Source organism: Pseudomonas sp. UBA5568, assembly GCF_002425525.1.
Taxonomy (GTDB): domain Bacteria; phylum Pseudomonadota; class Gammaproteobacteria; order Pseudomonadales; family Pseudomonadaceae; genus Aquipseudomonas; species Aquipseudomonas fulva.
In genome coordinates, this window is sequence record NZ_DIMK01000026.1 from 48,713 (window position 1) to 70,238 (window position 21,526).

Annotated in this window: 18 protein-coding genes; 6 read left to right on the forward strand and 12 right to left on the reverse strand. The window is 62.9% G+C overall.

What is annotated here, in order from left to right; genetic code table 11:
- Positions 1–76: 76 nt before the first annotated feature.
- The 3 genes from B2S33_RS08490 to galE all read left to right on the forward strand — a co-directional run bounded on the left by B2S33_RS08490 (position 77) and on the right by galE (position 5,290).
- Entirely contained in the window at positions 77–1,612 is a 1,536-nt protein-coding gene (locus B2S33_RS08490; RefSeq protein ID WP_145279004.1) for an O-antigen ligase family protein, read from the forward strand.
- Positions 1,609–4,206 (forward strand): cellulase family glycosylhydrolase, encoded by a 2,598-nt coding sequence (locus tag B2S33_RS08495; protein ID WP_288650156.1) that lies wholly within the window; start codon positions 1,609–1,611, stop codon positions 4,204–4,206. Before B2S33_RS08490 ends, B2S33_RS08495 begins: the two co-directional genes overlap by 4 nt.
- A 106-nt stretch (positions 4,207–4,312) precedes the next feature.
- Complete coding sequence (gene galE / locus B2S33_RS08500) at positions 4,313–5,290, forward strand: UDP-glucose 4-epimerase GalE (protein WP_288650165.1); 978 nt, start codon at positions 4,313–4,315, stop codon at positions 5,288–5,290.
- Between the two features lie 40 nt (positions 5,291–5,330).
- Here galE and B2S33_RS08505 read toward each other — a convergent pair whose 3' ends face one another.
- From B2S33_RS08505 to B2S33_RS08540, 8 genes are all read right to left on the reverse strand, one after another.
- The gene (locus tag B2S33_RS08505) at positions 5,331–6,137 is read right to left on the reverse strand and encodes a CpsD/CapB family tyrosine-protein kinase (protein ID WP_288650157.1); all 807 of its coding nucleotides are present in this window, start codon (positions 6,135–6,137) and stop codon (positions 5,331–5,333) included.
- A gap of 10 nt (positions 6,138–6,147) precedes the next feature.
- On the reverse strand, positions 6,148–7,710 hold the full coding sequence (locus tag B2S33_RS08510) for a GumC family protein (protein ID WP_028687782.1): 1,563 nt from the start codon (positions 7,708–7,710) through the stop codon (positions 6,148–6,150).
- A 19-nt stretch (positions 7,711–7,729) separates the two neighbouring features.
- The gene (locus B2S33_RS08515; RefSeq protein ID WP_280078284.1) at positions 7,730–8,845 is read right to left on the reverse strand and encodes a hypothetical protein; all 1,116 of its coding nucleotides are present in this window, start codon (positions 8,843–8,845) and stop codon (positions 7,730–7,732) included.
- A 25-nt stretch (positions 8,846–8,870) separates the two neighbouring features.
- The gene (locus B2S33_RS08520; protein WP_027916351.1) at positions 8,871–9,428 is read right to left on the reverse strand and encodes a polysaccharide biosynthesis/export family protein; all 558 of its coding nucleotides are present in this window, start codon (positions 9,426–9,428) and stop codon (positions 8,871–8,873) included.
- A gap of 229 nt (positions 9,429–9,657) precedes the next feature.
- The gene (eppA, locus tag B2S33_RS08525) at positions 9,658–9,834 is read right to left on the reverse strand and encodes an EPS-associated small membrane protein EppA (RefSeq protein WP_165919238.1); all 177 of its coding nucleotides are present in this window, start codon (positions 9,832–9,834) and stop codon (positions 9,658–9,660) included.
- Between the two features lie 320 nt (positions 9,835–10,154).
- A complete protein-coding gene (locus B2S33_RS08530; RefSeq protein ID WP_023535446.1) occupies positions 10,155–11,573 on the reverse strand; it encodes a short-chain fatty acid transporter in 1,419 nt (472 codons plus the stop codon).
- A gap of 152 nt (positions 11,574–11,725) precedes the next feature.
- The gene (locus B2S33_RS08535) at positions 11,726–12,382 is read right to left on the reverse strand and encodes a CoA transferase subunit B (protein WP_027916352.1); all 657 of its coding nucleotides are present in this window, start codon (positions 12,380–12,382) and stop codon (positions 11,726–11,728) included.
- Positions 12,383–12,415: 33 nt separating this feature from the next.
- A complete protein-coding gene (locus B2S33_RS08540; protein ID WP_023535422.1) occupies positions 12,416–13,114 on the reverse strand; it encodes a CoA transferase subunit A in 699 nt (232 codons plus the stop codon).
- Between the two features lie 141 nt (positions 13,115–13,255).
- On the opposite strand from B2S33_RS08540, the gene B2S33_RS08545 reads away from it, so the two are divergent.
- A complete protein-coding gene (locus tag B2S33_RS08545; RefSeq protein WP_110606545.1) occupies positions 13,256–14,161 on the forward strand; it encodes a LysR family transcriptional regulator in 906 nt (301 codons plus the stop codon).
- Complete coding sequence (locus tag B2S33_RS08550) at positions 14,149–14,970, forward strand: aldo/keto reductase (protein ID WP_028687780.1); 822 nt, start codon at positions 14,149–14,151, stop codon at positions 14,968–14,970. Before B2S33_RS08545 ends, B2S33_RS08550 begins: the two co-directional genes overlap by 13 nt.
- Positions 14,971–14,991: 21 nt before the next feature.
- Here the strand turns inward: B2S33_RS08550 and B2S33_RS08555 are convergent, their stop codons facing one another.
- Genes B2S33_RS08555 through lexA form a run of 4 tightly spaced genes read right to left on the reverse strand, consistent with a single transcriptional unit; the run spans position 14,992 to position 20,731 of the window.
- A complete protein-coding gene (locus B2S33_RS08555) occupies positions 14,992–18,072 on the reverse strand; it encodes an error-prone DNA polymerase (protein WP_288650166.1) in 3,081 nt (1,026 codons plus the stop codon).
- Positions 18,069–19,487 (reverse strand): Y-family DNA polymerase, encoded by a 1,419-nt coding sequence (locus B2S33_RS08560; protein ID WP_288650158.1) that lies wholly within the window; start codon positions 19,485–19,487, stop codon positions 18,069–18,071. The genes B2S33_RS08555 and B2S33_RS08560 overlap by 4 nt, the downstream gene beginning before the upstream one ends.
- A gap of 6 nt (positions 19,488–19,493) precedes the next feature.
- A complete protein-coding gene (gene imuA, locus B2S33_RS08565; protein WP_027916357.1) occupies positions 19,494–20,114 on the reverse strand; it encodes a translesion DNA synthesis-associated protein ImuA in 621 nt (206 codons plus the stop codon).
- Positions 20,114–20,731, reverse strand: coding sequence for a transcriptional repressor LexA (gene lexA, locus B2S33_RS08570; RefSeq protein WP_288650159.1), 618 nt, complete (start codon positions 20,729–20,731; stop codon positions 20,114–20,116). The genes imuA and lexA overlap by 1 nt, the downstream gene beginning before the upstream one ends.
- A 93-nt stretch (positions 20,732–20,824) precedes the next feature.
- Here lexA and B2S33_RS08575 point away from each other — a divergent pair, with 93 nt between their 5' ends.
- Complete coding sequence (locus B2S33_RS08575; RefSeq protein WP_288650160.1) at positions 20,825–21,511, forward strand: HAD family hydrolase; 687 nt, start codon at positions 20,825–20,827, stop codon at positions 21,509–21,511.
- Positions 21,512–21,526 lie beyond the last annotated feature (15 nt).

The window sequence follows — 21,526 nt, forward strand, 5'->3', positions numbered from 1 at the left end:
ATGGCTAAAAGTCACTATAGTTTCAATCAGCCATGATGCTAGCCGTGGCCCACCGAAAGGAAGGTGTAAATAGCTGATGCCTGAACATTTTCGCGCGTTGATCGTCATCCTGTTCCTGGCCAGCGTGGTATTCGTGCTGGCTCGGCGTCCTGCCACCGACCTGATCCCGCTGCGCGATTTCAAGCGCCGGCGCAACCTCTGGTTCCTGCTGACGGTGCTGGCATTCGTCTCCCACAGTTTCTGGCTGTACCTGGCGGCAGGCGGGCTCATCCTGTACCTGGCCGGGCGTCGTGAACACAACCCCATGGCGCTGTTCTACCTGCTGTTGTTTCTGATCCCACCGGCGGCGGCGCAGGTGCCGGGGTTCGGTGTGGTCAACTACCTGGTCGACCTCAACCACATCCGCCTGTTGACACTGTGCGTGCTGCTACCAGCCGCCCTGGCCTTGCGTCGGCAGCCGGACACGCTGCGCTTTGGCCGCACCTGGCCAGATCGCCTGCTGGCGGCAAGCCTGGTGCTGATGAGTGTGCTCTATCTGCGCGAAACCACGCCCACCGATACCCTGCGCCAGGCCCTGTACCTGTATGTCGATGTATTTCTGCCCTACTACGTGGCCAGCCGTGGGTTGCGCCAGGTCAGCGACTTCAAGGACGCCATGCTGGCCTTCGTACTGGTCGGCTTCCTGCTGGCGTTGATCGGGGTCGCCGAGTATGTACGCCACTGGTTGCTGTACAGCGCCCTGATCGACGCCATGGGTGTGCCGTGGAGCTTGTCGGGCTACCTGAGCCGGGGCGGCGCCCTGCGGGCCAGCGTCACCACGGGCCAGGCCATCGTGCTGGGTTATGTCATGAGTGTCGCCATCGGCCTGTTCCTGTTCGTGCAAGGCTATCTGCGCCGGCCGTTGCATCGCTGGATGGGCGCGCTTTTGCTGGCTGCCGGTCTGTTCGCGCCGCTCTCACGCGGGCCCTGGATTGGCGCTGCGGTGATCGTGGTGGTGTTCGTGGCGCTGGGCAGGGGGGCCGTGCGGCGCCTGGCCCTGCTGGCAACGGCGGGGGTGCTCACCCTGCCGCTGCTCGGTGTGATACCGGGTGGCGATAAGGTGCTGGACCTGCTGCCGTTCATTGGCAACCTTGAAAAAGAGAACATCACTTACCGGGAGCGGCTCATGGACAATGCGTGGATCGTCATCCAGCGCAATCCGCTGTTCGGCTCGTTCGATTTTCGCAACACGCCCGAAATGCAGTCGATGATCCAGGGCGAAGGCATCATCGATATCGTCAACTCCTACATCAACCTGGCCCTGCACGTCGGCTTGGTCGGGCTCGGGCTGTTCGTGGCCTTCTTCGCCATGGTACTGCGCGGCATCTACAAGGCCATGCGCAGCTTCGACGACAAGGACGACGAACGTCGTCAGCTTGGCCGGGTGCTGCTGGCGACATTGATCGGCATCCTGGTGATCATCTTCACCGTCAGCAGCATCACGTTCATCCCGGTGGTGTACTGGTCCATCGCAGGGTTAGGCGTGGCCTATACCCACATGGTCCGCCGGCAGCACTCGCTCGCTACGCCCTCTTACGACATCCCCTCTGCGCAACCCAGGAGCCTTTCATGACCCTGTCTGCCTTGCGTGCCGTGCTGTGCCTGACCGCCCTTTGCTCCCTGGGCTTGCCCACGAGCGTTCGGTCCGAGGCGTGGCAGGTCAGCATCGATGAGCAAAACGGCCTGCCGGTGGTGACGCAGGGCGGCGGGCCAGTGATGAGCGCCAAGTTCGACTTCTGGGCGCAGGACTGGAGCTGGACGGGTTTCCAGACCGCCCTGAGCGTCGATGGCCCCGGGCGCTACACCTTGCAGGGGCTGAACAAGGCCCTGGATTTCGAGCTCAAGGCGGCGATCACCCAGGTGCAACCGCAAACCCTGGCGTGGGACTTCGACCTTGACGCCCATAGCCGCCAGCGCGATGTGATTGGCGGCGGCATGGTGTTCCAGTTCGATCCTGCGCAGATCGCGGGGGCCATGGGTGCCCCGCAACTGTTGGCCGACAACCGCGGGTGGTCCTGGGGCGGTACCGAGCAGGGCAGGCGTGTAGAAATGCGTTTCGACCCACCCTTGGCCAAGGTCTACTTCGAGCGCGGCAATCCTTCGGAGCTGCGCGCCTTCTTCTACAAGGACGCCATCGCTGCCGGCAAGCAACAGGTCAAGGCGGTGCTGAACGTAACCGGGGACATCGCCCTCGCGCCCACCCCTACCGAGCGCTTCGGTCTGGTGGACACTACTGCCTGGCCAGAGGACCAGTTGGACTGGCGCACATCCCCCGTTGACCTTTCGTTTCTCAATGCGCGGCAAAAGCCCGCCGGCAAGCACGGCTTTGTGCAGGCGCGCGGGGAACAACTGGTGTTCGAGGACAATACCCCCGTGCGTTTCTGGGGCACCAACCTGTCGGCTTACGCCCTGTTCAAGAGCCCTGACGAGGAGATTGCCCAGCAGGCAAAACGCCTGTCGGCGCTGGGCTTCAACCTTGTACGGCTGCACCATCACGACTCCCCCTGGGTGAGCCCCAATGTGTTTGGTGACGGCACGCAGGTTCGCGACACCCAGCAGTTGGACGCCGAGTCCATGCGCAAGCTTGACCTCTGGATCAAGGCGCTCAAGGACGAGGGCATCTACATCTGGCTGGACTTGCATGTGCAGCGCGCTCTAACCGCCCAGGACGGTATCGATGACTTTGGCGAACTGGCCAAGGGCCAAGCGCGGGTCGACCTCAAGGGCTACGCCTACGTCAACGCCAGCATCCAGCAGGCGATGAAAAACTTCGCCGCTCAGTACCTGGGCCATGTAAACCCTCTGACAGGCCTGGCCTACAAAGATGACCCCGCCATCGCGGCCATCCTGCTCACCAACGAGAACGACATCACCCAGCACTACGGCAACGCCCTGCTGCCGGACAAGGACGTCCCCCGTCACAGTCAGCGTTACATGGCCGCTGCCAAGGCGTTCGCCAGCCAGCACGACCTGCCAGCGGACCTGAGCTGGCGGGCCTGGCAACCTGGGCCCTCCAAGCTGTTTCTCAACGACCTGGAGCAGCGCTTCAATGCCGACATGATCGCGCACCTGCGCGCCCTGGGGGTACGGGTGCCGATCGCCACCACCAGCACCTGGGGCGGCAACGGCCTGAGTGCCCTGCCCGCCCTCACGGTGGGTGATGTCATCGATGCCCACAGCTACGGCGCCAGTGGCCAGCTGGAGAAGAACCCGTTGACCAGCGACGGCTTGATCGACTGGCTGGCCGCCGCTCAGGTCGTGGGCAAACCGTTGACGGTCAGCGAATGGAACGCCGAGCCTTTCCCGTTGCCTGACCGGCATTCCCTGCCGTTGTACATCGCCGGAACCGCCAGCCACCAAGGTTGGGACGCCATGCTGCAGTACGCCTACAGTCAACAGGCGTTCAACCCCGGCTGGCGCACGGCAGACAACTGGCATGCCTACAATGATCCGGCATTGCTTGCCACGATGCCGGCTGCCGCACTGATGTACAGGCGTGGGGACGTTCAACCCGCCAGTACCCGCTACGTGTTCGCGCCGAGCCCCGAAACCCTGTACAACCAGGACATCACCCCACGTACCTCGGCGCTGCTGCGCACGGCCGTAGGCCTGGGCCAACTGCAGATCGCCTTGCCTGTCACGCCCCAGCTGCCATGGCTCAAACCTGCTGCCACCGCTGACGGAGCTACCGTGCTGCACGACCCTGCCCAGGCGTTGCTGCCGGCAGACGCGACCGAGTCGGTGAGCGATACCGGCGAGCTCAAGCGCAACTGGCAGTCAGGCCTCTACACCATCGACACGCCCCTCACCCAAGCGGCAACGGGCTGGCTGGGCGGGCGTACGATTACCCTGGGTGATGTCCAGGTTCAGGCGAGCACGCCCTACGCCAGTATCGCCGTGCAGAGTCTCGACGGTGTGGTGCTGGGCCAATCGCGCAGCCTGCTGGTCTCCCTGGGCACGCGAGCGGTGCCCCAGCCTGAGGAAAACACGCGCTTTCATGTCGAACCGCTCAAGGCCCAGCTGAGCATCAAGGCGCCTGCCGGGTTGAAGCTGTTCGCCCGCGATGCCCAGGCGCAGCTCAAGCCCCTGCCCGCCAGCTACCGTGATGGGCGTTATCACATCACCCTGGATGGCACCTACATGTCCAATTGGCTGTTCTTGAAATAGGGCAGATGGCCATCTACGCTCATGGCACCTGTTAGCCGAGCATCCCGCCTGCATGTCCCAGGGACGGTTCACGGTGTCTGTCGACAGCGGCTTCGTGGAGGTGTGGATGAGGTACCTGGTGGTGGGGGGCTCGGGCTATATTGGCTCGCACATGGTCGGCTATCTGTTGGCTGGCGGGCATGAAGTGGTGGTAGCGGACCTGGTATCTCCAGGGCCGGGCATTCAGTGGGCCAGGTTGGACATCGCCGATGAAGCCGCGCTCAACGTGCTGTTCGGCATGTGCACGTTCGACGCGGTCTTTCATTTTGCCTCGTTCATCCAGGTGAGCGAATCGGTCAGCGCTCCGGGCAAGTATTACCAGAACAACGTCGCCGCTACCCTGTCGCTGCTCCAGGCGATGGTCAGCGCAGGAATCAAGTGCCTGATTTTCTCCTCCACGGCGGCTGTGTATGGGGATCCGCAGTACGTGCCTATCGACGAGGCCCATCCCAAGGCGCCGATCAACCCGTATGGGTTGAGCAAGTGGATGGTGGAACAGATCCTTGAGGATTTCGATCGGGCTTACGGGCTCAAGTCGGTATGCCTGCGCTATTTCAATGCCGCAGGCGCCGACCCGGCGGGGTTGCTCGGCGAGCGTCATGAGCCGGAGACACATCTGATTCCCCTTATTCTCCAGGCCGCCTCTGGCCGGCGCGAGGCAGTGACGGTATTCGGCCGGGACTACCCCACCCCCGACGGCACGTGCATCCGCGATTACGTACATGTGACCGATCTGGCCTGCGCCCATGCGCTGGCCGTGGACTACCTGCTCGACGGCGGCGAGCGTGCAGTGTTCAACCTGGGCAATGGCCTGGGCTTCTCGGTGCAGGAGGTCATCGATGCGGCCAGGTCCGTGACGGGCCAACCCATCACCGTGCTGGACGCACCGCGCCGCGCAGGCGACCCGCCCCGATTGGTGGCCGATGCCAGCAAGGCCATGCAGGTGCTGGGCTGGCGGCCTGTGCACGCAGACCTGGAAGTGATCGTGGCGCACGCCTGGCAATGGGAGCGGCAGTACCCATGGCCGGCAATGACATGGCGTTGAGCGTCCATCGGGGCTGCCCGACGGCGCCCCTTGAAAACGCTCAATAATAGGGCTGCGGTTTTTCGTCGGCCTTATTCAGGACGGTGCCAATCAGGTTCGCCGTGCCCAGGTGGTGCAGGCAGTCCTCGATCTCTTTCTTGGTGTTCATGCCGTTGGCCACCACCAACAGCACGCAGTCGAACGTGGGTAGTACGGTGATCGCATCGTCGGAGCTGAGCAGCGGTGGGAGGTCGAAGATGCAGATGCGCGAGGCATAGCGATTACGCAGGTCGCTGACCAGGTGAGTGACCTTGGGTGAGCACAACACTTCGGTCGACATGGGTACCGGCACCCGCGTCGGCAGTACGACGAAACGAGGCAATGTGGGGTTCACCAGGCATTCCTGCAGCGGCGCCTGATCATCGAGAAACTCGTTCAGCGAGCAGTCCATGGGCAGCCCCAGGCTCCTGCCGACGCGAGGACGGCGCAGGTCGAAATCCACCAGCAAGGCGGTGCGGGTGGTGTAGTGGGCAATGCTCATGGCCAGGTTGATGGCCAGTACCGTCTTGCCCGCTTCGGGCGTGGGGGAGGTAATGGCCAGGGTACGCCAGCCGTTTTCCTCCATGGTCCTGAGCACCTGGGTGCGCAACAGGTCAATGGGCCCGTTCATGCTGGAGTTCTTGTTGTAGGCGACAATGCGGTGACGTTCCAGGTGATCGGCCTTGAGCGCCACCACCTTGGTATTGACGTAGTCGAACTGCCCCGGGACCTCCGCAAGCGCGGTACCCGGTGCCGGGTCCACGGCCTGGGGCGTACCTGGAGTGACCGGGTGAAGGGTATTGCCATGAGCCGGTGTATTCCTGTCCATCACTGCTTTCCTATGCAAACCTGGAGGTGAGCTTGAGCAACAGCACATCCAGCGGCATGTAGAAGAGGTGTACCAGCCCTACCAGGATAGCCACCAGGCACAACGCTGCCAGGATCAGCCCGTTGCGCCAGCGCTTGCGCCTGGCCACGTCGGCGCGGGTGTCGATATAAGGCAGCGCCACCAGCACGCGCCTGCCAAGCAGGTTCTCCAGGGCGCCAACGCCACGCACGCGCTGGTTGAGCATCTCCAGCAACATGACCAGTGCCCCGCCACCTGCCGGCGCCAGCACCAGGCCCAGTGCCGCGATTTTCTTGCGGTTGGGCTTGATCGGCTTCTCAGGCATCAAGGGCGGTTCGAGCAGCACGAAACGCTCGGCCTTGTTTTCCTGCTCAAGGCTCTCGGTAATCTTGGCGCCCATTTCCTTGGCCCGGATTTCCTCGTACTTCTTGCGCGCGTTGTCATGGTCGCGCATCAGCGTAACCAGGCCGCGCTCGACCTGCGGCGCTTCGAGAATCTCGGCTTCGTAACCTTCCATCTTGCGGGTCAGCTCGCGCTTCTGCTCGGCCAGCGAGGCAATGCGTACCTGTGCCGCGCTCATCTTGGCCCGTACGCGTGCCGCATCCAGGCTCACCGTCGAGGCCACGCTACCGGTCTGGCCACTGGCCTCCAGCGCTTGAATCTTGCGTTTGACCGCCGCCACGTCGGGGTGCGCTTCTTTGTAGCGGGTCAGCAAGCGGGCATATTCGGCCTTCAGGCTCGCCAGGTCCTGGGGCTGGTCGGCGCCCGCTGGGCGCGCGCCCTCGCCGGTTTTGGTACCTAGGCCGGCATTGGCGGCGGACAGTTCAAGCTCCAGGTAGCGCAGTTCCTCCTGGGCCGCCTTGTAATCGCGGTCGACCTCCCGAAACTCGAGCTCAGCCCGCGAAAGCATGTTCATGCGCAGCGTCTGATGCTCAGGCAACGCATTGGCGTGGGCCTGCTTGAAGTCGGCCAACTGGTTCTCCAGGCTGGCCAGTTCTGCCCCCAGCTTGTTCGCCTCCTGGGTCAGAAACTCGGTGGTCTCGTTGGCCCGTTCGGTGCGCTGCTTGAGGTTTTCGTTGAGAAACAGCGTGACCAGTTCATCGGCGACTTCTTTGGCCACCTCTGCCTGACGATGCTCGAAAGACACGTTGAAGGCGACCGTCGCCTCGCCGCGCCCACGCACGAAGGTGGTCAGCGTCTGGACCGCGATGGCGTTGCGCATTTGGTCGATCTTGTCGCTTTCGCTCAAGCGCTTGTCGGCAAACAGTCCGTACTTGTCGATGATGCGCAGCAGGTTCTCGCGCGTCATCACCCGCTGGCGAATGACCTCGATGCGCTCGTCGGCAAAGCTGGTGGTGTTGGTCGACACCAGCTCGGGAGATATCTGCTGCGACTCCACCAGGATCGTGCCGGTGGACTGATAGATCGGTGGCACCGTCAGCGCCACGGCGACGGTGGCAGCCAGGATAACGGCTGCGCTGACCCCCAACACCACGGCCCGGTCCTTGATAATGGCGATGTAATCTCTGAGAGAGAGCTCGTAATCGGACTTCATGGGGCCACCTGCAAGCGGTTCAGATGTCGGGATAGCGGTATGTCAGGGTCAAGCCAACGATCGTGGCGGTCGCATCGCCGTCGAGGTCCTGCTTGCGCTCCTTGTACGTCAGCGCCAGGCGCAGGTCCCAGTAGGGGGACAATTGGCGGCTGGCCCAGAGGCTGTAGATCTGCAAGGTATTGGGTATCTGGCCCTTGCTGTCCTGCCAGGCGGCGTCGGCGCCGACCCGGGTCAAGGGGTCGAGCGCATAACTCCAGACCCCACGCACCTGATCGAGCTGGGCGAACCCGCCTTGGGCACTGGCTACCGTACTGCGCTCGACCGTCAGGCTGGCATCGCTGCGTGCGCCGGTGTACAGCAGCGCCACGCCGCCCTCCCCGCGCCGCCCTCCCTGGCTGCCCGATACCTTGTTGACGCCCAGGTGCGCATCGGCGCTGAATGACTCTGAGAACTGGTACTTGATCCCCACCGCCGGGCTGTAGCTGTTGGAGGCCGTGGCGGTCAGGTCGTCCTCGGGTTCATAACGCCGGGCACCGAAGCGGGTATAGACATCGGCGCGCTCGCTCAAGGCGTAGGTCCAGGTCAGGGTATTGGCCAGCTCGTCGTAGCCAGTCAGGCTGTTGATATCGTAACGGGCGCGGTTGTAGGTGGTTTCGTTGCTCAGGGTGCTGCGTTCGGTGATCGCCTGGCGCCAGTTACCCGTCAAGGTGTACAGCTTCTGCGTCCCATCGGTAGTAACAACGCCGGTATCGAGCACGGTACCCGACAGCGTAGAGGTTTCGTTGTAGCGTGCCAGCAGCCCGAACTGCCCGCGTTCGGTGGTGCGTTGCCAGCCCAGGCTGATGTCTGGGTCTTCGCGGTCATCGACGACGTTGGTGTCGGAGGAGCGCAGAATATCCAGGCCCAGACCTAACCGCAGTTCATCTCGGCCGAAGCTGCCGATCAGGGTGTAGTCAGGTGCAATCAGGGTACGTGTCACGCCTTTTTCGCCCGACGATAGCAACAGCGGGTTGCTGTCGTGTTCGACCGACGTCGGTACCACCACCGTCGACTGCCAGGTAGCGGCCTGGGTTGAGTGCGCAAGCGGCAAGGCCACAATTGCCGCGGCAATGCGTGTTGTTCTTGGAAGAGGCATCAAGTCTACTTATTAAAAGGCATGATCAAGGAACGACCAGCGTGTCACCGGCCTGAAGTTGAATATTGGTCGACATGTCGCGGCCCGTCACCAAGTCCTTGTATCGCACGGGCAGGATTCTCTGGGACGTGCCGGTGCCACGCACGACCATTATTTCGCTTTCATCGGCAAACTTGTCCAGGCCACCCGACATGCTCAACGCCTGCAGCACGGCCGTAGGGCCTGACATTTGTACGGGGCCGGGCTTTATGACCTTGCCTTGGACATACACCAAGTTGCCCGCGTTACTCTTGACTACCACGCTGACGTTCGGGTCAGGCAGAAACTTTTCCAGTTTGCTGGCCACTTGTTTTTCAACCGAGGCAACATCCAGCCCTGCCACGTCTATGCGGCCGGCCAGAGGGAACGTGATGCTGCCATCGGGGAGCACGGTGGCCTCCTGCTTGAGGCTGTCTTCCTGCCACACCGAGACCATCACCACATCGCCGGGATTGAGGCGGTAGGCCGGTTCCGAGGGCGCGGCAGCGCAATGACCCGACCACATTGCAACCAGGCCAACGACGGCGAACAATGAACGCACCATGAGGGTCCCTCCGGCCAAATGGCCCGACTAGAGCACTGAAGAGAACAACACACCAACTCTCGCTCCACTTCGCTGTCACCACCGCGAGCGCCATGCTCTGCCGGCCGCCTGAGCGGCACGTCGAACCCTGCTGACCAGGCTTCGAGAGGGTAATGGCAATATAGCAACGGTTGACGAATTCACAAGCCAACTCAAGCGGTCTAGCCTGAGTGATTGTAACTGCGGTATTTCAAATCTTTCTGCGATTGGCCACGGCGACAAAACCCACGACCGCAAATGCGAAGAACCAACCCGCAGTTGCAACGGGAATGATACTGGTCTGATTGATATACGAGTCAGCCGCACGGGCAGCACCGCTCAACAGCACCAACAAAAAGATCGATTTCACAATCAGAGTCGAGCGCATACGCCGTCCTTTCAACCAGGATAATCAATGAGTAAGTGGCGCGATGATGCGGGGTGTGTTGCGGTATTGACTTGAGCTTATGGGCACTCTGACACTACGTCAATGAACCGACACCATAATAAATCTCAATGGGCTTTGCCTTAATAAGTCAAAATACCGTCGCATAAATTGTGCGGAAGGGAAATTTACGTGGCTGGGCGAGTCTGGATGTCAGGAGCAAGTTGCCCTCTTCCCCCTGAGGTTGGCGCAGAAAGCACACTGACTCACAGACCTGCACCTCACCCCAAGGCAAGGCACAGTTCTGTAGCCAGGAGCAGCTGCTACGGCATGACCGGTGGCGTGTATTGCAACGTGGTGCCCAAGGCCCACAACAGGAACAGCACCAGAGGAACGTGCACGAGCAACTGCACGAAGGAAAACCCGATCAGGTCCCGCGCCTTCAGGCCCAGCACGCCCAGCAGCGGCAACATGTAGAACGGGTTGATCAGGTTGGGCAACGCTTCGGCTGCGTTGTAGATCTGCACAGCCCAGCCGAGGTGGTATTGCAGGTCATTGGCCACCAGCATCACATAGGGCGCCTCGATGATCCACTTGCCGCCACCTGACGGAATGAAGAAGCCCAGTACCGCCGAATACACACCCATCAACAGGGCATAGGTATCGTGGGTGGCAATTTGGGTAAAGAACAGCGAGATGTGATGGGCAAGCGTCTGTTCGTCGACCCCTTTGACCTGGGTGAGGATTGCGGCGATGGAGCCGTACAACGGGAACTGGATCAGCACGCCAGTGGTAGTGGGCACGGCCCGAGCCACAGCGTCGAGGAAGCTGCGCGGCCGCCAGTGCAGCAGCGCGCCGAGCATGATGAACAGCAGGTTGTAGGTGTTCAGGCCAGAGATGGCCGTGATGGCGGGTTTACTCGCGAACTCCTGATACAGCCAGCCTGCGGCCAGCGCAACGAGCAGCAGGATCAGCACAGGGCTGTGCTCGAGCCACTCCCCCGGGCGTGTACGCGCAGGTGCCGGCGGAGCGCTGAAGCTTGGGTCCACGCCACACGCTTGAGCGCTGCGCGCACTGTTGGGGCCGGGGGCTGTAGCATAGGCGATGACCAGCGATACCACGACCAAGGCTGCCAACATCACGCCTGACTGCCAGAGAAAGATGGTTTCGGTGAAAGGAATCACGCCAGTGATCGACAGAATCGAGGGTGGAAGGCTGGCCGGATTGGCCTGCAACTGAGCCGCCGATGAGGACAGCCCCAGCGCCCATACTGCGCCCAGGCCCAGGTAGGCCGCCGCACCGGCAGCCCTGTAGTCCATCTTGAGGTCGGTACGACGCGCCAATGCACGCACCAGCAGGCCACCAAAGACCAGGGACAAGCCCCAGTTGAGCAATGACGCCAGCATCGAGATCAGGGCTACCCATGCAACGGCCGAGCGACCGTTGCGGGGAATGCGGGCCAGACGATCGATCAGCCGCGCGGCAGGCGGCGAACTGGCGACCACATAGCCGCCGATGACCACGAACGCCATCTGCATGGTGAAGGGGATCAAGCTCCAGAATCCATCCCCGAAGGCCTTTGCGGTGTCCAGGGGCTTGGCGCCCATGGCCAACGCGCCCAAGCACACCAGCAGCACCGCCAAGGCGGCGAATACCCAGGAATCGGGGAACCAGCGCTCTGCCCAGTTGGAGCAGCGCAGGGCAAAGCGTGCAGAGCGGCTGTCTTGTAGTTCAGCGGCCACGGAAGCGTCCTTTTATTGGTTTTATAGGTAGATGAAAGGCTGCGCAGAAATGCGCGAACCCTGCGCCAACGAACCCGCCAGCCCAGATGCCGTGGTGAAAACGGCTACCTGAACGGGCGGGTTCGCCGCAGCAGGGCGAAAGTGCATGTGGGTTAGAAGGTCATTTCCTTCACATCGTCGGCAACGATGAGCTTGCCGGCTGTCTTGGCGATGATTTCTTCGACGCTCACACCGGGGGCGGTTTCGCGCAGGATGAACGCGCCATCCTCGATCTCAAGATAAGCCAGGTCGGTTAGTACCTTGCGGATGCAGCCCGCGCCGGTCAAAGGAAGGCTGCACTGGGGCAGCAGCTTGGACTCCCCGTCCTTGGAGGCGTGGGTCATGGTGACGATGATGTTTTCCGCACCGGCCACCAGGTCCATGGCGCCCCCCATGCCCTTGACCAGCTTGCCAGGGATCATCCAGGAGGCGATGTTGCCCTGCACGTCCACTTCGAAGGCACCGAGCACGGTCAGGTCGACGTGACCGCCACGGATCATGGCGAACGACTGTGCCGAGTCGAAGATCGATGCGCCGATGCGGGCGGTAACGGTCTGTTTGCCTGCGTTGATCATGTCAGCGTCAAGGGTCGCTTCGGTGGGGAATTCCCCCATGCCCAACAGGCCGTTTTCCGACTGGAGCATCACGTCCATGTCGGCCGGCACATAGTTGGCCACCAGGGTGGGAATACCGATACCCAAGTTGACGTAGTAGCCGTCCTTGAGTTCACGTGCAACGCGTTGGGCCATCTGTTCGCGGGTCAGTGCCATGGTGAGAGTCTCTTTGTTGTTCTGTGGGGGCGCTCAGGCCTTGACGGTGCGTTTTTCGATGCGCTTTTCGAAGGTGCCGACGATGACGCGGTCCACGAAGATGCCAGGGGTATGGATTTCGCTGGGCAGCAGCACGCCAGGTTCGACGATTTCCTCGACTTCGACCACGGTGATCTTGCCGGCGGTGGCGGCCAGCGGATTGAAGTTCTGGGCAGTGTTGCGGTAGATCACATTGCCGTAATGATCAGCCTTCCAGCCCTTGACGATGGCAAAGTCGCCGGTAATGGCCTCTTCGAGGATGTACTTGCGACCCTTGAATTCACGCACTTCCTTGCCCTCGGCCACCGGGGTGCCATAGCCGGTGGCAGTGAAGAAGGCGGGAATGCCCGCTCCGCCAGCGCGCATCTTTTCGGCCAGGGTACCCTGGGGCGTGAGTTCGACCTCAAGCTCACCGCTGAGCAGCTGGCGTTCGAATTCAGCGTTTTCCCCCACGTAGGACGCGACCATCTTGCGAATCTGATGGTCCTCGAGCAGTACGCCAAGGCCGAAGCCATCGACGCCGCAGTTATTGGAGACCACGGTCAGGCCCTTGACGCCGCGACGCTTGATCTCGGCGATCAGGTTTTCAGGTATGCCGCACAGGCCGAACCCTCCGGCCAGTACGGTCATGCCGTCGGTCAGCCCTTCCAGGGCCTGTTCGTACGTAGCTACGCGTTTGTCCAATCCGGCCATGCTGGTTCGCCTTTTGTAGTTGTTGAGCCGACGGGGCGTCGGTGAGCGTGTGGGGGTATCTTCTCGCTTGCTCACTGATTTGTTAATTTTGTTTTTATGATTGATTGATAAGCACTCCAAATCAAAGCATAGGCGAGTCCCATGAATGTGAAGCAACTGCGCGCCTTCGTCGCCGTGGCCAAGTTCCAGAGCTTTGCCCAGGCCGGTGAGCACCTGCACATCTCGCAGCCCGCCCTGAGCCTGACCATCAAGGCGCTGGAGGAGAACTTGGGCGGCGCACTGCTCAGCCGTACCACGCGTAGCGTCAGCCTGACTGCCGAAGGTGAGGTACTGCTGCCCTTGGCACGTCGCCTGTTGGCTGACTGGGACGACACCGAAGAAATGCTGCGCCAGCGCTTCACCCTGCAACTGGGCCGGGTGGCCATTGCGGCCATGCCCTCTTTTGCTGGCAACCTGTTGCCAGGGGCTCTCAAGCTTTTTCGCCGGTGCTACCCCAAGGTCAATGTGACCGTGCACGACGTCATCAATGAACAGGTGCAGGAACTGGTCAGGCACAGGCGCGTCGAACTGGGCATCGGCTTTGAGCCAGACAATGTCGAGGGCTTGCACTTTCACCCGCTGTACCTTGACCGGTTCGTTGCGGTCGTGCCGGTTGACTCGCCCTTGGCCCGGCTCGCGCAAATCAGTTGGGCGCAGCTTCTGGCCGAGGATTTCGTGGCACTGCAGCGTCCTTCTGCCGTGCGCCTGTTGCTCGAGCAGAACGTGGCGGTGCAGCACGGCAAGCTGGCGGTGGCTTTCGAAAGCCATCAGCTTGCAACCGTAGGCCGCATGGTCGCCAGTGGTCTGGGCGTCAGCGCGGTGCCGGCGCTGTGTATCACACAAATGCAGGAGCTGGGGGCCCGCTGCATCCCCCTGGTCGAACCTGCCGTCGAGCGGCGCATTGGCGTAATGGCCCTGCGCGAGCATACGTTGTCCACGGCAGCCCAGGCGCTGCTGGATGTTCTACTGAGTAACACCCATCCACCGGAGGTGACATGCGTGACGTGAAATTGGCAGGCGCCAACGTGCCGATCATCGGCCAGGGCACATGGTACATGGGCGAAGACCCGAGCCGTCGGGCGGCCGAAGTCGCCGCCTTGCAACAAGGCATCGACCTGGGCATGCGCCTGATCGACACCGCCGAGATGTATGCCGAGGGCGGTGCGGAACAGGTGGTGGGCCAGGCCATCGCCGGGCGTCGGGACGAGGTATTTTTGGTGAGCAAGGTCTACCCGCACAACGCCAGCCAGCGCGGCACGCAGGCCGCCTGCGAGCGCAGCCTCAAGCGCCTGGGTACCGACTGCATTGATCTGTACCTGCTGCACTGGCGCGGTCAGTACCCATTGCAGGAAACCGTGGACGCTTTCGAGCGCCTGCGCGAGGCAGGCAAGATCAAGCGTTGGGGCGTGTCCAACTTCGACGTGGATGACCTTCAAGAACTGGACAACCCCGATTGTGCAACCAACCAGGTGCTCTACAACCCTGCGCAACGAGGTATCGAATTCGACCTGCTGCCCTGGTCGATACAGCAGGGACTGCCCATCATGGCCTACTGCCCCCTTGCTCAGGCAGGGCGTTTGCTGCAACACCCAGTGCTCAAGCAGATCGCCCACGACCATGGTGCTACCCCGGCCCAGGTCTGCCTGGCTTGGGTCACGCGGCACAATGGCATGATCGCGATTCCAAAAGCCGTGACACCCGAGCATGTCAGGCTCAATGCCGAGGCAGCGCGTTTGAACTTGACCGCCGATGACCTGAACGCCATCGACCAGGCATTCGAAGCACCTACCCGCAAGCAGCGCCTAGCGATGGTGTAAGCAAAGCCGTGCTGCAGGGGTTCAGTGGAAATCCCGGCTGCGTACGTCCAGCCCCTGCAGCAGCACGCTGACATCCTCCAGCCGCCTGGCCACCAAATGGCGTACGCCATTTTCCTGTTCCAGGCGGCCACTGACCTTCATCAGCCGAGCGCCGACCAACGCGCGCCGCTGCCGTTCGGCGAGGTCCCGCCATACGACCACGTTGACCATGCCGAACTCGTCCTCGAGCGTTACGAAGGTCACGCCACTGGCGGTCTGTGGCCGCTGCCTGCCCACCACCAACCCTGCCATGGCAATGGCGTCGCCATGTTCGACGCCGTGCAGTTCACCGGAACTGCGACAGCCCAGGGCACGCAGACGGGATCGGAGCAAGGTCAATGGGTGGGGCCCCAAGGTCGTGCCCATGGCATGATAGTCGGCCACCAAGTCTTCGCCGACGGTGGGTGTCGGCAGGTCGACGCGTTCCTCCGGGGGCGCCTGCACGTCGGCGAACAAAGGCAATTGCGCCTGCACCGCCGCCACCTCCCAGCGCGCCTGGTGCCGGTGCCTGCCCAGCGCGACCAGGGCCCCTGCGTCCGCCAGACGAGCCCGGGCGCGCTCATCCAGGGCCGAGCGCAGGCACAGGTCCTCGACGTCTCGCCACGGCTGCACCGCCCTTGCCTGTTCGAGCCGGCGCACATCGGCTTCGGCCAGGCCGCGGACCAAGCGCAAGCCCATGCGAATGGCCAGTTCCCCCCCGGGCCCAGGCTCGAGCGTGCAGTCCCACTGGCTGTGACACACGTCCACCGGCCTTACCTCGATACCCTGGCGGCGGGCCTCCTGGAGCAGTTGGTCGGGGCTGTAGAACCCCATCGGCCAGCTATTGACCAGCGCGCAGGTGAAGATGGCCGGCTCGTGGCATTTCAACCAACTGCTGGCATAACACAGCAGTGCGAAACTGGCGGCGTGGGACTCGGGGAATCCGTAGCTGCCAAAGCCCTTGATCTGTTCGAAGATGCGTTCGGCGAACGCCAGTTCGTAGCCATTGCGCTGCATCCCTTCGAGCAAGCGCTTGCGGTGCGGCTCCAGCCCGCCGTGGCGTTTCCAGGCGGCCATGCTGCGACGCAACTGGTCGGCCTCACCGGGGCTGTAGTCAGCCGCCACCATGGCCAACTCCATCACCTGCTCCTGGAACAGCGGAACGCCAAGGGTACGCTCGAACACCGCTTTCAGCTTGGGCGATGGGTAGGTCACCGGTTCCTGCTTGAGCCGCCTGCGCAAGTAGGGATGGACCATGTCGCCCTGGATGGGGCCAGGGCGCACGATGGCGACCTCGATGACCAGGTCGTAGAAGGTTCTGGGCTGCAGGCGCGGCAACATGGCCATTTGCGCCCTGGACTCGATCTGGAATACGCCCATGGTCTCGGCGCGGCTGATCATGGCATAGGTGGCCGGGTCTTCGGCAGGGACGGTGGCCAGCGTCAAATGTCGCCCACGGTGCTGCTGCACCAGCGCGAAGCAGCGACGCAGTGCACTAAGCATGCCCAGCGCCAGCACATCGACCTTGAGCAGGCCGACCATGTCCAGGTCATCCTTGTCCCATTGGATCACGGTGCGTTCGGCCATGGCCGCGTTTTCCACGGGCACCAGCTGGTCGAGGGGTTGTTGCGAGATGACGAAGCCACCTGGGTGTTGTGACAGGTGCCGGGGAAAACCGATCAGCTCACCGGCCAGCACCAGGATACGCCGCAACATCAGGTTGCCTGCATCGAACCCCGCCTCGGCCAAACGCTGTGCATCGGGGATGCGGTCGCTCCAACGGCCGCAGCATTTGGCCAGGGCGTCCACCTGGTCGGCCGGCAGGCCCAATGCGCGAGCGACATCGCGTACCGCCCCGCTGGCGTGATAGGTGTTGACGACCGCCGTCAACGCCGCGCGGTGTCGACCATAGCGCCTGAACACGTACTGGATGACTTCCTCGCGCCGGTCGTGCTCGAAGTCCACATCGATGTCCGGCGGCTCGTTGCGCTCGCGTGACAGAAAGCGCTCGAACAGCAACCGATGTTTCATGGGGTCCAGCTCGGTGATCCCCAGCACGAAGCACACCACCGAGTTGGCGGCAGAGCCGCGCCCCTGGCACAGGATGTGCTGCTCGCGGGCAAAGGCCACGATGTCGTGAACGGTGAGGAAGTAACTCTCGTAGCTCAGCTCGCTGATCAGCGCCAGCTCCCGATCAAGGGCTTGGCGAACTTGATCGCTCGGGCCTTGGGGCCAGCGCAGCGGCAACCCTTGTTCGCACAGCTCACGCAACCAACTGGCAGCGGTATGCCCAGCGGGTACCAGTTCTTCGGGGTAGCGATAGCGCAGCTCACCAAGGTCGAAACGGCAATGCTCGGCAATCACCAAGGTCTGGGCCAGCAGGTCGGCGGGATACAACTCGGCCAATTGGGCAGGGGTACGCAAATGACGCTCGCCGTTGGCGTACAGAAAGCGCCCTGCCTCAGCCACTTGGCAGCGCCGGCCAATTGCCATCATGCAGTCTTGCAGGGCGCGCCGACCGCGCACGTGCATGTGAACATCCCCGCACGCCACCGCATTCACACCCAAGGTTGCCGCCAATGCACGCAGACGCGCCAGACGCTGGTCGTCATCGACACCGCGGTGCAAATGCACGGCCAGCCAGAGGCGGGCCGCGAAGACCTCCCTCAACCAGTCGCCCACAGCTTGATCGGCAACATCATCAGGCACCCATAATGCCAACAGGCCCTTGCTGTGCGCAGGCAGGTCCTCGCGCAACAGCTGGTAGTCCCCTTTGGGCGCCCGACGCCGCGCACGGGTGATCAGGGCGCAAAGGTTCTGGTAGCCCTGCAGGTCTTGCACCAGCAGCACTAGCTTGGGCCCATCCTGCAGTTGCACTTCGCTGCCGACGATCAGCCGTACACCCTGCTCTTTCGCCGCTTGCCAGGCGCGCACAATGCCAGCCAAGGTGCATTCGTCGGTAATGGCCAGGGCTTGGTAGCCTTGCTCGCGAGCCCGGCGGAACAACTCATCCGCGCTTGACGCTCCGCGCTGGAAGCTGAAATTGCTCAGGCAATGCAACTCCGCGTAGCCAAAGCCGCTCATGAAAACCAGCCCTGCAACCATAGCGGCCCGCCTTGGCCGAGGTCACGGTAGGCCCACCCACGCAGGCCCTCACGGGTTTCGATGCGGTAGTAATCACGGCGTACGTCCGCGCCGTCCCACCAACCGGACTCGATGCGCTCGGCCTGCCCGTGAACCTGATAGGCCTGTTCGTTGAGCACCGTGGGGGTGGCCAGCAGCCAGCCAGGACGGCTGCCCGGTGTGACGCACAGGCTGGACCACTGGCCGACTTCATTGGCCTGCCATGCCTGTTCAGGACGGTGATCGGCCACGGCGCTGAGCCCCGTCACGGCCTGGTCACCCAGACGTGCACGCAAGCGTTCGCGCAGTTGTTCCCACGGTTGGGCCTGCTGGGCGCGTGGATCGAACAACGCCTTGTGCTGAGGCACGAATGGCGGCAAGTCCTCGGCCACCAGGCGCAGGTTGCGCACCGGCGCCTTCAGACGCACCAATTCCAGCCTGCCACGGGCCAGTTCAAGCAACATGGCCGGGTCGCGTTCTGCGGCCAGCAATCCAACGTCAAGCTGGGTGTCATGGCCCTGCGCGTGCTCCATGTACACCTTGAATCGCTGGACGCCACAGTCGCGCCCAGCCAGGAAAGCGGCCAGGTCTGTCAGCATGCGACGTAATGGGAACAATAGCGCCTGGTGCGACTCCACATCGAAGTTCAGCTCCAACCGCGCCTCGAAACGGTCCGGCGGTTCGAAGAATGCAAGGCCCAGGTTGCGCATGCCCAGTAACTGGTCCAGGTGCAACTGCACCTGGGCAGCAAAGCGCCTTGCCAATGCGTCGCGCGGTAGCGCCAGTACATGTTTCAGCTGGCGCAACCCCATGCGGCCGAAGGCCTGGGCATCTTCCGGGCGCAGGCCGATCCGGTCGATGGGCATTTCGGCCAGTGCCGCACGGGTCGAAGCGGCATCCTCCAACGCCAACCCGTCGTGAGTATTGGCCAGCATGCGCGCAGCCACCGGATTGCTGGCCAGGACGATGCGTTGACGCAAGCCCAGCGCAGACAGTTCCTGGCGCAAGCGCGCCTCCAGTACCGGCCATGGCCCGAACAGCTGCAGGCTCGACCCTACTTCCAGCAACAAGGTTCGCGGGTAGTGCAAGCTGACCTGGGCAGTGAAGCGATATGCCCAGGCGGCCAGCAACTGCTGCAAAGCATCGATGCGCTTGGGATCGACTTCGAGGCAGGAGAAGCCATCGGCCAGCGCACGGGCGGCCGTCAGGGTTTGGCCGGCGCGAAGCCCCAGAGCGGCTGCCGCAGGGTTGACCGATTGCAGGACCCGGCGCTGACTGGGACCACCCAGCAGCACTAGCGGTGCGTCACGGTCGTCGCGCTCGCGCAGCAGGCTGTCCAGCGCCAACTGCGGAAATAGAATGCAGGCCCACAACATGTTCCATCATCCCTGCCTTGAACACGCGATCGGTAAGGCCGGCGGCATGCCGCCACGGCATTTGAGTACCCGCCACTGGGGTGGGCGTGCGTCGATGGCGATGCGCAATGCCGCAGGCGACGGGTTATGCATGGCCGCTTGCCCACGGCAGGCGAACGCCAGGGCCTGCCCGGTTTCCGCCGCGACCTGCAAGCGGCGCAAGGCGCGGTCGTCGGCGCGTTCTGGCCAACACACCACCGCGGCACAACTGCCCGAACGCAGGCACTGTTCGGCGGCCCACAGGGTGTCGGTAGTGCCCGCGTCGACCTGGAACAGCCAGCGCAGGTCGATACCCGCCGCCTGCCAGGCTGGCGCAAAAGGAATGAAGGGAGGTGATACCAACACCACGCGTCCGCCCTCGCCGCTCAGGCGCGCCAGCGTGGGCCAAAGCAATTGCAGTTCGCCGCTACCAGGCCGCACGAGCAACAATTCGCTGAGCGCCGCCGCCGGCCAGCCGCCTTCGGGCAGGCGTTCGTCCAGGCTGGCATGCCCGGTCGGTTGCAGACCCTGTGGCCGGGCCTGGGCTTGACGGCCACGCCATACCCGACGCTGGTCGAGCAGCCTGTCCAGATCAATGACCGCGCCCATCAGTCGCGCCGCACCAGGCCACAGAAGATGCCTTCGATGAACAGCTCCTGATCCGGCCCTACGTCAATTGGTGCGTACGCCGGATTGCGCGGCACCAGCCGATAGCCCTCGCCGTGGCGCTGGAGGCGCTTGATGGTCACCTCGCCGTCCAGCCGAGCGACCACGATCTGCCCTTCCCGTACATCGCCCTGCTGGCGGATGCCGACCAGGTCACCGTCGAGGATGCCGTCACCTATCATCGAGTCCCCGCGCACCTTGAGCAGGTAATCGGGGGTACGGCGAAACAGGCTGGGGTCGAGCATCAATTGCTCGTGGATGTCGAGGTCCGGCCCGATCGGCGCACCCGCGGCCACCTGTCCGAGCACCGGCAGTTCGAGCATTTCAGGCCGGCGTAGCGGCTTTGCCAGGCGAATACTGCGGGCCTGATTGGGGGTGACGTCGATGTAGCCTGCCTGGCACAGCGCGGTGATGTGCTTGCGGGCCACGCTGCGTGAGGCAAAGCCAAAGCGCGTGGCGATATCGGCCAGGCTGGGGGGCTGGCCTTGTTCGGTGATGCGCTCGCGAATGAAATCGAAAATGGCGCGGCGCTTGGGGGTTAGATTATCCATGGAGCACATTTGTACTCTTTCCGGAGCACGCTGACCAGCCCCCTTCGTCGTCGTCATTGGTTATGATCCTATGGCCACCCTGTACCTGCTTTGGAAATCCCCATGCTCAATGCATTGCTGTTCGACCTAGATGGCACCCTCACCGACACCGATACCCTCCATTTACAGGCGTTTCGCCAGCTCTTGCGTGAATACGACGGCCGAGCATTGAGCCAGGACCAGTTCGATGCTCAGATCAGCGGCCGGGCCAATGGCGAACTGTTCGCCGAGTTGTTCGAGGGTGCCACTGCCTTGCAGTGCCAGGCACTTGCCGAACGCAAGGAAGCGCTTTTTCGTGAAATGTCACCAAAGCTCGAGCCCCTGCCTGGGCTGATCCGTTTGCTCGATCACGCCAGCACCCACGGCTTTGGCATGTGCGTAGTGACCAACGCCCCGCGGCTCAATGCCGAACACATGCTCGCAGGCCTGAAGTTGAGCGACAGGTTCGACCACGTGGTGATTGCCGATGAACTGGCCAAGCCCAAGCCCGACCCACTTCCCTACCTGACCGGCCTGCAGCGACTGGATGCCCATGCTGACCAGGCGTTGGCTTTCGAAGACTCGCTACCGGGCGTTCGGGCAGCCAGCGCTGCCGGGATCTTCACGGTCGGCCTTGCCACTACCCAGACGCCACTACGTTTGATCGAGGCAGGTGCGCGCCTGGTCATCGACAACTTCGAAGATGCGCGCCTGTGGGCGTTATTGGGCGCGGACAGGGCACCGGCGGGAAGCGATGACACAGCACGCTGAGCTTCACCTGCGCAG